The organism is Streptomyces sp. NPDC051286, from assembly GCF_044455345.1.
Lineage (GTDB): Bacteria > Actinomycetota > Actinomycetes > Streptomycetales > Streptomycetaceae > Streptomyces.
The window spans coordinates 26,216-38,456 of sequence record NZ_JBITER010000023.1 but is presented as its reverse complement, the minus strand read 5'-3'; the positions used below and the strand labels follow the sequence as shown (position 1 = coordinate 38,456).

The 12,241-nt window shown below is 71.3% G+C and carries 9 protein-coding genes; 2 read left to right on the top strand and 7 right to left on the bottom strand.

Going from position 1 to position 12,241, the window contains the following annotated elements; translation table 11 throughout:
- Window positions 1-5 precede the first annotated feature (5 nt).
- A complete protein-coding gene (locus ACIBB8_RS22900) occupies window positions 6-1,646 on the top strand; it encodes an FAD-dependent oxidoreductase (protein ID WP_398954883.1) in 1,641 nt (546 codons plus the stop codon).
- Window positions 1,647-1,735: 89 nt separating this feature from the next.
- Here the strand turns inward: ACIBB8_RS22900 and ahcY are convergent, their stop codons facing one another.
- The 7 genes from ahcY to ACIBB8_RS22865 all read right to left on the bottom strand — a co-directional run bounded on the left by ahcY (window position 1,736) and on the right by ACIBB8_RS22865 (window position 11,000).
- On the bottom strand, window positions 1,736-3,148 hold the full coding sequence (gene ahcY / locus ACIBB8_RS22895) for an adenosylhomocysteinase (protein ID WP_398954881.1): 1,413 nt from the start codon (window positions 3,146-3,148) through the stop codon (window positions 1,736-1,738).
- Window positions 3,149-3,162: 14 nt separating this feature from the next.
- Window positions 3,163-4,071: a methylenetetrahydrofolate reductase [NAD(P)H] gene (gene metF, locus ACIBB8_RS22890; RefSeq protein WP_398954879.1), complete on the bottom strand. Its 909-nt coding sequence runs from the start codon at window positions 4,069-4,071 to the stop codon at window positions 3,163-3,165.
- Window positions 4,068-7,529, bottom strand: a complete 3,462-nt coding sequence (gene metH / locus ACIBB8_RS22885; protein ID WP_398954877.1) for a methionine synthase — start codon at window positions 7,527-7,529, stop codon at window positions 4,068-4,070. The genes metF and metH overlap by 4 nt, the downstream gene beginning before the upstream one ends.
- Window positions 7,529-8,524, bottom strand: coding sequence for a carbohydrate kinase family protein (locus ACIBB8_RS22880; protein WP_398954875.1), 996 nt, complete (start codon window positions 8,522-8,524; stop codon window positions 7,529-7,531). Before ACIBB8_RS22880 ends, metH begins: the two co-directional genes overlap by 1 nt.
- 56 nt (window positions 8,525-8,580) lie before the next feature.
- Window positions 8,581-9,777, bottom strand: coding sequence for a methionine adenosyltransferase (gene metK, locus ACIBB8_RS22875; RefSeq protein WP_393307417.1), 1,197 nt, complete (start codon window positions 9,775-9,777; stop codon window positions 8,581-8,583).
- Window positions 9,778-9,833: 56 nt separating this feature from the next.
- Window positions 9,834-10,193, bottom strand: coding sequence for an antibiotic biosynthesis monooxygenase family protein (locus ACIBB8_RS22870; RefSeq protein ID WP_398954873.1), 360 nt, complete (start codon window positions 10,191-10,193; stop codon window positions 9,834-9,836).
- Between the two features lie 120 nt (window positions 10,194-10,313).
- The gene (locus ACIBB8_RS22865; protein ID WP_398954871.1) at window positions 10,314-11,000 is read right to left on the bottom strand and encodes an SDR family NAD(P)-dependent oxidoreductase; all 687 of its coding nucleotides are present in this window, start codon (window positions 10,998-11,000) and stop codon (window positions 10,314-10,316) included.
- A 205-nt stretch (window positions 11,001-11,205) separates the two neighbouring features.
- Between ACIBB8_RS22865 and ACIBB8_RS22860 the strand changes: the two genes are divergently transcribed.
- On the top strand, window positions 11,206-12,234 hold the full coding sequence (locus tag ACIBB8_RS22860; protein ID WP_398954869.1) for a methyltransferase: 1,029 nt from the start codon (window positions 11,206-11,208) through the stop codon (window positions 12,232-12,234).
- The last annotated feature ends 7 nt before the right edge of the window (window positions 12,235-12,241 follow it).

Genomic DNA, 12,241 nt, shown 5'->3' with positions numbered 1-12,241 from the left:
GTGACATGGTACTGAGCACCACCCGGAGCACGCTCCGGAACACCGACGTCCTGGTGGTCGGCGGAGGGATCGCGGGTCTCTCCGCCGCCGTCTTCCTCGCCCAGCAGGGCGTGGACTGCCTGCTGGTCGAGCGGCGGCCCGAACTGTCCGGACACCCCAGGGCCCGCGGAGTGCATCCGCGGGCCATGGAGCTGATGCGCGCCGCCGGCGTCGAGGACGAGCTGCGGAGCACCCCCTCGGCCCGGCTGCTCGCCGGCAACTCCGGCGTCATCGCGGCCCGTTCGCTCGCGGGTCCCGAACTGGGCGTGCTGGACGAGAAGTACGTCATGGACGTGGGCGCCGACATCGGCTCGCTGTCCCCGACCGGCTGGTGCCTGTGCCACCAGGGCGAGCTGGAGGACGTGCTGCGGGGCCGCGCCGAACGGCTCGGCGTCGCCCTGCGCTTCAGCACCGAGCTGGTCTCCTTCACCCAGAACGGCGCCGGGCTCACCGCCCTGGTCCGGGACCGCGGCACCGGCGCCGAGCGCACCATCGAGGCCCGCTACCTCGTCGCAGCCGACGGCGCCCACAGCGGCATCCGGGAGACTCTGGGCATCGCCTTCGACGGCGAGACCCTCGGCCACTACCTCAACATCCACTTCGACGCCGACCTCACCGCACCGCTCGCCGGCCGCCGCTTCCTGATGTGCTACACGGCAGGCGAAGAGGTGCGCGGCGCCCTGGTGCCGCTGGACAACGCCTCCGAGTGGCTGCTGCACGTCGCGTACGACCCGGAGACCACCGACCCGGAGTCCTTCACCGAGGAACGCTGCGCCGAACTGGTGCGGGCGGCCACCGGGGTGCCAGGACTGCGACCGCGGATCCGTTCCGTCTCGCCGTGGGACGGCGCGGCCAGGACCGCGGGCCGATTCCGCGACGGGAGGGTCTTCCTGGTCGGCGACGCCGCCCATGTGATGCCGCCCAGCGGCGGCTTCGGCTCCAGCACCGGCATCCAGGACGCGCACAACCTGGCCTGGAAGCTTGCCGCCGTCCTCGACGGCTGGGCGGGAGAGGCGCTGCTCGACAGCTACGACGAGGAGCGCCGGCCGATCTGCCGGGCCACCGTCGAGCAGGCCGCCCTGCGTTCCAAGGACCGGCCGCGGCTCACCGGCGGAGCCGGCGAACGGCCGCCCGTGCACCCCGGCATCGTCGAGGACGCCCAGGTGTGGCTGTCCTGGCGCTACCGCTCCTCGGCCGTCGCCCCGTGGGACGAGGGCGTGCTGCCCGGATACGGCGTGTGGTCGGCCGAGAACGACGGGCGGCCGGGCGGCCGGGCCCCGCACCTGCGGCTGCGCCGGGGCGGCGCCGAACTCTCCGTGCTCGACCTGTTCGGCGACCGGCCCGTCCTGCTCACCGGGCCCGACAACCGTGCCTGGCAGGAGGCCGCCCGGGCCGTCGCGCACGAGCTGGACCTGCCGCTCACGGTGCACGGCATCGGCGCCGAGCTGATCGACGTCGACGACCGCTGGCCGGGGCTGTACGGGGTGACGGCACAGGGCGCGGTCCTGGTGTGGCCGGACGGCGTGGTCGCCTGGCGCTGCGCGGACGTACCGATCTTCGCCCGCGACACCCTGAGGGCGGTGCTCGTACGACTCCTTGCCCGTTAACCGACGGGATACGGGATACGGGACAGCGAAAGGCGCCGGGCGCCGAGGATCTTCCTCGGCGGCCGGCGCCTTTGCGGGTGTGCTGGGGCTCAGTAGCGGTAGTGGTCGGGCTTGTACGGGCCGTCGACCGGGACACCGATGTACGTGGCCTGCTCCGGGCGCAGGGTCGTCAGCTTCACCCCGAGCGCGTCGAGGTGGAGGCGGGCGACCTTCTCGTCCAGGTGCTTGGGGAGTGTGTAGACGCCGGTGGGGTAGTCGGCGGTCTTCGCGAAGAGCTCGATCTGGGCCAGGGTCTGGTCCGCGAAGGAGTTCGACATCACGAAGGACGGGTGTCCGGTGGCGTTGCCCAGGTTGAGCAGACGGCCCTCGGACAGCACGATGACGACCTTGCCGTCGGGGAAGGTCCAGGTGTGGACCTGCGGCTTGACCTCGTCCTTCACGATCCCGGGGATCTTCGCCAGACCCGCCATGTCGATCTCGTTGTCGAAGTGCCCGATGTTCCCGACGACCGCCTGGTGCTTCATGCGGGCGATGTCGGACGCCATGATGATGTCCTTGTTGCCCGTGGTCGTGATGAGGATGTCGGCGGTCTCGACGACCTCGTCCAGGGTGGTGACCTGGTAGCCGTCCATCGCCGCCTGGAGCGCGCAGATCGGGTCGATCTCGGTGACGATGACGCGGGCGCCCTGGCCGCGCAGGGACTCGGCGCAGCCCTTGCCGACATCGCCGTAACCGCAGACCACGGCGGTCTTGCCGCCGATCAGGACGTCCGTCGCACGGTTGATGCCGTCGATCAGGGAGTGACGGCAGCCGTACTTGTTGTCGAACTTGGACTTGGTGACGGCGTCGTTCACGTTGATGGCGGGGAAGAGCAGGGCGCCGTCGCGGTGCATCTCGTAGAGGCGGTGGACACCGGTGGTGGTCTCCTCGGTGACGCCCTTGATGCCGGCGGCGAGGGAGGCCCAGTCCAGGGTGGAGTTCTTGAGGAGTTCCAGGATGATGCGGAACTCGTCGTTGTCGGCGGTCGAGGGGTCCGGCACGGCGCCCGCCTTCTGGTACTCGACGCCCTTGTGGACGAGGAGGGTGGCGTCGCCGCCGTCGTCCAGGATCATGTTCGGGCCCTCACCACTGGGCCAGGTGAGCGCCTGCTCGGTGCACCACCAGTACTCCTCCAGGGTCTCGCCCTTCCAGGCGAAGACCGGGATGCCGGCGGCGGCGATGGCCGCGGCGGCGTGGTCCTGGGTGGAGAAGATGTTGCAGGACACCCAGCGGACCTCCGCGCCGAGGGCGACCAGGGTCTCGATGAGGACGGCGGTCTGCACCGTCATGTGCAGGGAGCCGGTGATGCGGGCGCCGGCGAGGGGCCGGCTGGCCGCGTACTCGCGGCGGATCGCCATCAGGCCGGGCATCTCGTGCTCGGCAAGGGTGATCTCCTTGCGGCCGAACGCGGCCAGTGAGAGGTCCGCGACCTTGAAATCGTGGGTGAGCTCGGAAGACGGCATGTCGACTCCAGTCGTCAGGCGGCGGTGAGCAGGGGAGAGGTCCGTCCGGGAACGAGATTGCGGTGGATCTCCACCGCGGCGGACGAACTGTTGAGCGTGATGTAGTGCAGTCCAGGCGCGCCCTCGGCGAGCAGCCGCTCGCCCATCGCGGTCGCGTGGGCGACACCGATCCGGTGCCCTTCCTCGGGGCGTCCGCGAGCCGCCTCCAGGCGCCGGGCCAAGGCCGGCGGAAAAGCAGCGCTGCTCAGCTCGGCGAAGCGGCAGATCTGGTCGAAGCGGGTGGCCGGCATGATCTCCGGGATGATCGGGGTGTCACAGTCGGCCGCCGCGACCCGGTCCCGTAGCCGCAGGTAGTCCTCCGGGTCGAAGAACATCTGGGTGATGGCGTAGTCCGCCCCCGCCTTGCACTTGGCGACGAAGTGCTTGATGTCGCTGTCCCAGTCGGGCGAGCGCGGGTGCCGCTCCGGGAAGGCCGCGACGCCGACGGTGAACGATCCGACGCTCTTGAGCAGTTCGACCAGCTCGGCCGCGTAGGAGAGTCCCTCGGGGTGCGGGGTCCACGTGCCCCGCGGGTCGCCCGGAGGGTCGCCGCGCAGAGCGAGGACATCGTGGATCCCGGCGTCGGCGTAGCGGCCGACGATCCGGCGGAGCTCGGTGACCGAGTGGCCGACGGCCGTCAGATGGGCGACGGGCTGAAGGGTGGTGTCTGTCAGGATCCGCTCGGTGATGGACACCGTACGGTCCCGGGAGGAGCCGCCGGCGCCGTACGTCACGGAGACGAAGGTCGGAGCGAGGGCCTCCACGCGCCGGATGGCGTTCCAGAGGGTTCGCTCGCCCTTGTCGGTCTTCGGCGGGAAGAACTCGAAGGAGAAGGAGCGCCGTCCGCTCGCGAGGAGTTCGCCCAGCGAGATCGTCGAGGTCATCCGTGGCCTCCCGCGTTGAAGTAGGTCGCCTCGGGGTGGTGGACGACGAAGGCGTCCGTGGACTGCTCCGGGTGCAGCTGGAACTCCTCCGACAGCGCCACCCCGATCCGCTCGGGGCGGAGGAGTTCCGCGATCTTGGCGCGGTCTTCCAGGTCGGGGCAGGCGGGGTAGCCGAGGGAGTAGCGGCAGCCCTGGTACTCGGTGCGCAGCATCCCCTCCAGTCCGGCCGGGTCGGCGCCGCCGATGCCCCACTCGCCGCGCACCCGGGCGTGCCAGTACTCGGCCAGGGCCTCGGCCAACTGCACGGAAAGACCGTGGAGTTCGAGGTAGTCGCGGTAGGAGTCGGCGGCGAACAGCTTCGCCGTCTCCTCTCCGATACGGGAGCCGACGGTGACGATCTGGAGGGCGACGACGTCGGTCTTGCCGGACTCCTCCGACCGGAAGTAGTCGGCGAGGCAGAGGCGGCGGCCCCGTCCCTGGCGGGGGAAGGAGAAGCGGGTCTGCTCGCTTCCGTCCTCGTCCAGGACGATCAGGTCGTCCCCCTTGGACACACAGGGGAAGTAGCCGTAGACCACGGCGGCTTCGAGGAGCCGGTCGGTCTGCAGCCGGTCCAGCCAGCCGCGCAGCCGCGCCCGGCCCTCCGACTCGATCAACTCCTTTTCCCTCAGGCCCCATTGGCCCTTGAACAGCGCGCCCTCGTCCAGCCACGACGCGTACTCGGCCAGCTGGATGCCCTTGACGACCTTTGTCCCGAGGAACGGCGGCTCCGGTACGGGATTGTCGGCGGCCACGTCCGAACGGCCCCCGGGCAGCGGCGCCTCGGCCCGCGGAGTCGCCCTGGTCTTGGCCACCCGGCGCCCGCGCAGCTCGGGCAGTACGGCCCCGGGAACGCCGCGTTTGACGGAGACAAGGGCGTCCATGAGCCTGAGGCCCTCGAAGGCGTCGCGTGCGTAGCGGACCTCGCCGTCGTACAGCTCGTGCAGGTCCTGCTCGACATACGCCCTGGTCAGCGCGGCCCCACCCAGGATCACCGGGTACTTCGCGGCCAGCCCTCGGCCGTTCAGCTCCTCCAGGTTCTCCTTCATGATCACCGTGGACTTCACCAACAGGCCCGACATCCCGATCACATCGGCACGGTGTTCGTCGGCGGCCTCCAGGATCGCCGACACCGGTTGCTTGATGCCGATATTGACCACGTTGTAGCCGTTGTTCGACAGGATGATGTCGACCAGGTTCTTGCCGATGTCGTGCACATCGCCCTTGACGGTGGCCAGGACGATCGTGCCCTTCCCGCCCGCGTCGGACTTCTCCATGTGCGGTTCGAGGTAGGCCACCGCGGTCTTCATGACCTCGGCCGCCTGGAGCACGAACGGCAGCTGCATCTGCCCCGAGCCGAACAGCTCACCGACCGTCTTCATCCCGTCCAGCAGCACGTCGTTGACGATCTCCAGGGCCGGCCGCTCGGCGAGCGCCGCGTCCAGATCGGCCTCCAGACCGTTCCTCTCCCCGTCGACGATCCGCCGCTTCAGCCGCTCCTCCAGCGGAAGCGCGAGCAGTTCCTCCGCCCTGGACGCCTTCGCCGAGGCGGAGCTGACGCCGTCGAAGAGGGCGAGCAGCCGCGCCAAGGGGTCGTAGCCGTCCCGCCGCCGGTCGTACACCAGGTCGAGGGCGGTCTCGCGCTGCTCCTCCGGGATCCGTGCCACTGGCAGGATCTTCGACGCGGGAACGATCGCCGAGTCCAGGCCCGCCTTCACGCACTCGTCGAGGAACACGGAGTTCAGGACGGCGCGGGCGGCCGGGTTGAGGCCGAAGGAGATGTTGGAGAGCCCCAGCGTGGTCTGGACGTCCGGGTGACGGCGCTTCAGCTCACGGATCGCCTCGATCGTCTCGACGCCGTCCCTGCGCGACTCCTCCTGGCCGGTGCCCAGCGTGAACGTCAGGCAGTCGACCAGGATCGCGGACTCCGCGATCCCGTACTCGGTGGTGAGCTGCGCGATAAGGCGTGAGGCGATCTCGACCTTCTTCTCCGCCGTCCGAGCCTGGCCCTCCTCGTCGATCGTCAGCGCGATCAGCGCGGCGCCGTGCTCACGGGCCAGTGCGGCGATCCGCCCGAAGCGGCTGTCGGGCCCGTCGCCGTCCTCGTAGTTCACCGAGTTGAGCACCGCCCGGCCGCCCAGCATCGCCAGGCCCGCCCGCAGCACCTCCGGTTCGGTGGAGTCGAGCACGATCGGCAGCGTGGAGGCGGTCGCGAGGCGGCCCGCGATCTCCCGCATGTCCGCGACGCCGTCCCGGCCGACATAGTCCACGCACAGGTCGAGCAGGTGGGAGCCGTCGCGGATCTGGTCCCGGGCGATCTCCACGCACGCCTGCCAGTCGCCGGCGAGCATGGCCTCGCGGAACTTCTTCGAGCCGTTGGCGTTGGTCCGCTCACCGATCGCGAGGTACGAGGTGTCCTGCCGGAACGGCACCGTCTGGTAGAGCGACCCGGCCGCCGCCTCCGGCCGCGGCGCGCGCGGGGTCAGGGCCCGGCCCCGTACCCGGTCCACCACCGCACGCAGATGCTCCGGCGTCGTACCGCAGCAGCCGCCCACGAGCGACAGCCCGTACTCGCGGGTGAAGGTGTCGTGGGCGTCGGCCAGTTCCTCCGGAGACAGCGGGTAGTGGGCGCCGTCCTTGCCGAGCACCGGGAGTCCGGCGTTCGGCATGCACGACAGGCCCACCCCGGCGTGCCGGGCGAGATGACGCAGATGCTCGCTCATCTCCGCCGGCCCGGTGGCGCAGTTCAGACCGATGAAGTCCACGCCCAGCGGCTCCAACGCCGTCAGCGCCGCCCCGATCTCGGAGCCGAGCAGCATCGTGCCCGTCGCCTCCACCGTCACCTGGGCGAAGACCGGCAGGTCGAGGCCCGCCTCGGCCAGCGCCTGCTTGCAGCCGAGGACCGCGGCCTTGGCCTGGAGCAGGTCCTGGCTGGTCTCCACGAGCAGCGCGTCCGCGCCGCCCGCGATCAGGCCGGCCGCGTTCTGCCGGTAGCCCTCGCGGATCACGTCGAACGTGGTGTGGCCGAGGGTCGGCAGCTTGGTGCCGGGGCCGATCGAGCCGAGCACCCAGCGGGTCCGCCCGTCCCGTGCCGCGCACGCGTCCGCGGCCTCGCGGGCGATGCGGGCGCCGGCCTCGGACAGTTCGGCGATCCGTTCCGTGATTCCGTACTCGCCGAGCGCCGCGTGGTTGGCACCGAAGGTGTTGGTCTCCACGCAGTCGACGCCGACCGCGAAGTAGGCCTCGTGGACCGACCGCACGATGTCCGGGCGGGTCACGTTCAGGATCTCGTTGCAGCCCTCCAGGTCCTGGAAGTCCGCCGGGCTCGGGTCCTGCGCCTGGAGCATGGTGCCCATCGCTCCGTCGGCCACCACGACCCGGGTGGCCAGGGCCTCGCGCAGTGCCTCCGGTTCGCGTCCCATCAGCCGGCCACCTCCGTGATGCCCGTGAGCCCCGGGGCGATCTCCTCGGCCGCCTCGGTGCCGTACGTGGCGGCAAGACGGTGGAGCAGGGTCTGCGCGGACAGCGGGTACTCCTGGGTGCCGACCGACTCCAGGACCGTGGTGGCCAGGGCGCAGCCGAGGCGCGCCGAGCGCTCCAGCGGCCAGTCCCGGGAGATCCCGGCGAGGAAGCCGGCCCGGAAGGCGTCGCCGACGCCGGTCGGGTCGGCGACCGCAGCCGCCGGGACGGCGGGCACGGTGAGTACGGGCTGCCCGGCGCGTCCGATCGCGACGCCGTCGGCGGCGAGCGTGGTGACCCAGGTGCCGACCCGGGCCAGCACCTCCGCCTCGCTCCAGCCGGTCTTCTCCAGGAGCAGCGCGGTCTCGTACTCGTTGGTGAACAGGAACCGTGCCCCGTCGACGAGTTCACGCACCTGCTCGCCGTCGAGCCGGGCCAGCTGCTGGGACGGGTCGGCGGCGAAGGGCACGTCGAGCTCGCGGCACGCCCGTGCGTGCCGCAGCATGGCCTCGGGGTCGTCCGGCGAGACGAGCACCAGGTCGAGCCGCCCGTTCCGGGTGAGGACGGCCCGCAGGTCGATCTCGCGGGCCTCTGCCATCGCCCCGGCGTAGAAGGTGGCTATCTGGCTCTGGTCCAGGTCCGTGGTGCAGACGAAGCGGGCGGTGTGCAGGGTGTCGCTGATCCGTACGTGGTCGACGACCACGCCGTGCTGCTTCAGCCACACCTGGTAGTCGGCGAAGTCGAGGCCGGCCGCGCCGACCAGGACGGGAGCGAGCCCGAGCCGGGCCAGGCCGAAGGCGATGTTGGCCGCGACCCCGCCCCGCCGTACCTCCATGGCGTCGGCGAGAAAGGACAGCGAGACGTTCTCCAGGCGGTCGGCGAGCAACTGGTCGGCGAACCGGCCGGGGAAGGTCAGCAGATGGTCGGTGGCGATCGAGCCGGTGACAGCGATACGCACCGGGCTACCTCCTCGGGTCCTCGGGAAGTCGGGGGAAGTCGGGGGGAGTCGGGTGGTCAGACGGCACGCGCCGCGGCGGCCAGCTTCTGGGCGCGGTCGGTGCGCTCCCAGGTGAACTCCGGGAGTTCGCGGCCGAAGTGCCCGTACGCGGCGGTCTGCGCGTAGATCGGCCGCTTCAGGTCCAGGCCGCGGATGATCGCGGCCGGGCGGAGGTCGAAGACCTCCAGGACCGCCCGCTGGATCCGGTCGAGCGGCACGCTCTCGGTGCCGAACGTCTCGACGAAGAGCCCGACGGGCTCGGCCTTGCCGATGGCGTACGCGACCTGCACCTCGCAGCGCTTGGCGAGGCCCGCCGCGACGACGTTCTTCGCGACCCAGCGCATGGCATAGGCGGCGCTGCGGTCGACCTTCGACGGGTCCTTGCCGGAGAAGGCGCCGCCGCCGTGCCGTGCCATGCCGCCGTACGTGTCGACGATGATCTTGCGGCCGGTGAGGCCGGCGTCGCCCATCGGGCCGCCGATCTCGAAACGCCCGGTGGGGTTCACCAGGAGCCGGTAGCCCTCCGTCTCGATCGAGAGCTCCTGGAGTACCGGCTCCACCACCAGCTCGCGGACGTCAGGGGCGAGCAGCGAGTCCAGGCCGATGCCCGGGGCGTGCTGGGAGGAGACCACCACGGTGTCGAGGCGGACCGCCTTGTCGCCGTCGTACTCGATGGTGACCTGCGTCTTCCCGTCCGGGCGCAGGTACGGCAGCGAGCCGTCGTGCCGGACCTCGGCGAGGCGGCGGGAGAGCCGGTGCGCGAGGGAGATCGGCAGCGGCATCAGCTCGGGCGTGTCGTCGCAGGCGTAGCCGAACATCAGGCCCTGGTCGCCGGCGCCCTGGGCGTCCAGCTCGTCGGCGGCGCCCTCGACCCGGGTCTCGAAGGCGGTGTCGACGCCCTGCGCGATGTCGGGCGACTGCGCGCCGATGGACACCGAGACGCCGCAGGAGGCGCCGTCGAAGCCCTTCGCGGAGGAGTCGTAACCGATGTCCAGAACGGTCTCACGGACCAGGGTCGCGATGTCGGCGTACGCGGCGGTGGTGACCTCGCCGGCGACGTGCACCTGACCGGTGGTGATCAGGGTCTCCACGGCGACGCGCGAGCCGGGGTCCTGGGCGAGCAGCGCGTCGAGGATCGTGTCGCTGATCCGGTCGGCGATCTTGTCGGGGTGGCCCTCGGTGACCGACTCCGAGGTGAACAGACGACGTGTCACGGGAGATGCTCCTTGGGTGTCGGGGAGGGGCGGGAGGTACGGCGAAGGGGCGCCGTTCAGAGAGCGGGAGCCTCAGTGGGCGGGGCCTCGGCGGCGGGCCTGAGCCGGTGCACGACCTGCGTGAGGCGCATCTCGCCGCCGGTGCGGAACGGCTGGAGGCGCCGCCGGTTGTCGACGTGCGCGGCGCTCGCCTCGAAGGCGCGGAAGGCGGGCTCGTCGGTCCAGTCGGTGATGACCCAGTAGACCCCGGCGTCCTCGACGTCCCGGATCAAGGCCTGGCCGAGGTTGGCGGGCTCGACGGCGATCCGCCGGCCGATCTCCAGCCAGGTGCGCTCGAACTCCCGCTCCGTGCCCGGGCGGATCTCCATCCTGAGCAGCACCCGGAAGGGCGGGCGCGGCCCGGCGCCGTGGTCCATGGCGAACTCCTCGCTCGGTTCGGTGACTCGTGCCCCACAGTCAGGGCACTCGGTCGGGGCACCGTTCCAACACCGCATCGAGGAAGGCTCAAGGCCCGAGCCAGCCCGCGCCCCCGTCCGTCACCAGCCGAGCACCTGGCCGCCCCGGCGGAACGTCCCGCTCGGGCCGCCGTCCGGGAGCAGCGCGGCGTCCGCGACGTCCACCGCGGCCTCCTCGGCGCTGCGCCGCCCGCCCGGCATCATCCGGGTCCGGGTCGGGCCCGGGTTGACAGCGTTGACCAGGACGCCGGTGCCCTCCGTCGTGGTCGCGAGCAGCTGCGTCAGGCCGTTGAGGCCCGCCTTGGACACCGCGTAACCGGGGCTTCCGGTGAACAGGCCGTTGCTGAACGAGCCGGTGCCGCTGGACACGAACACCACCCGGCCCCACCCGCGTTCGACCATGGCGGGCACAAAGGCCTGCGCCACCCGCCACGAGCCGAGCAGATTCACTTCGAGGGTCCGCTCCACCACCTCCACCGGCACCGACAGCGGATCGCCGGCGCCGTCCTCCAGGAGCACCCCGGCGTTGCCGACCAGGATGCCCACCGGGCCGACAGTGTCCCGGGCCCGCGCGATGCTCTCCGGGTCCGTCACGTCCAGGGCGCAGCCCTGCGCGCCCGGGCCGAGCTCACGGGCGGTGTCGGCCGCGGCACGGGCGTCGCGGGCGGTCACCACCACCCGCAGCCCCCGGCCGAGCAGTTCGGCGGCCACCGCCCGGCCGAGCCCCCGATTGGCCCCGGTGACGAGTGCCACGCGCCGATCCGTCATCACGTCTCTCCCCACGTCCTGTTCCTCGACCGGCGGAATCCCGCCCCCGGATGCCCCCGGATGCTGCCGTCCGGGCCTCGACTTCCGCTGGTGCCAAGGCAGTTGACGGAGAGGGCGATCGACGCGGGGCGGCAGGCTCCAGCGGGCTTCGAGGCGGGTGCTGAACCATCCACGCGTCCCGTCATCAGGAGAAAGGACTTCGTCGGTGACGACTCACACTTCCACTGCGGATGCGTCCAGTCCCGAGGGTCTCATCCGGCTCGGTACCACCTTCTGCGACGCAAAGATCCTGCTCAGCGCGCTGGAGCTGGACCTCTTCTCGACGCTCGCCGCGAAGCCCCGCACGCTCCCGCAGCTCTCCGAAGCGATCGGGCTGCACCCGCGCGGCGCCCGCGACTTCGTCACGGCGCTCGTCACGCTCGGCGTGCTCGAGGCGGACGGCGAGCACTACCGCAACAGCCCCGCCGCCGACCGCTTCCTCGACCGCGGCAAGAACTCCTACGCCGGCGGCTTCCTGGAGCGCGCCAACAACATGCTCTACCCGGCTTGGACCCACCTCACCGACGCCCTGCGCACCGGCGAGCCCCAGGTGAAGGGCAAGGACGGCGACATCGTCGCCCAGATGGCCGACAGCCGCGAGCACCTCGACCAGTTCCTCACCATGATGGACTCCCTCAACAGCCAGGTCGCGCCCAAGCTGGCCGCCGCCTTCGACTGGGCGGACCGCACCGACTTCGTGGACGTCGGCGGAGCCCGCGGCAATCTCTCCGCGCTGCTCCTCGAAGCACACCCGCACCTGACCGCCCGAGTCTTCGACCTGCCGCATGTCGCGCCCGCCTTCGACGACCACATGAAGCGCCTCGGCGCCCAGGACCGGATCTCCTTCACCGGCGGCGACTTCTTCGCCGACCCGATGCCCTCCGGCCAGGTCCTCGTCATGGGCCATGTGCTGCACAACTGGTCCGCCGAGCAGCGCCTCGGCCTGATCCGCAAGGCCTACGAGGCGGTCGAGCCGGGCGGCGCGCTCCTCGTGTACGACCGGATGGTCGACGAGCGGCCCGCCGACCTGGTCAACCTGCTGATCAGCCTCGACATGCTGCTCGTCACCCACGGCGGCTCCGAGTACTCCGTCGAGGAGTGCCGCGGCTGGATGGCCGAAGTCGGCTTCGCCCGTACCGAGGCGAAGGTGCTCAGCAACACCGACTCGCTGGTCATCGGCCACAAGGAAGGGTGACCCCGCC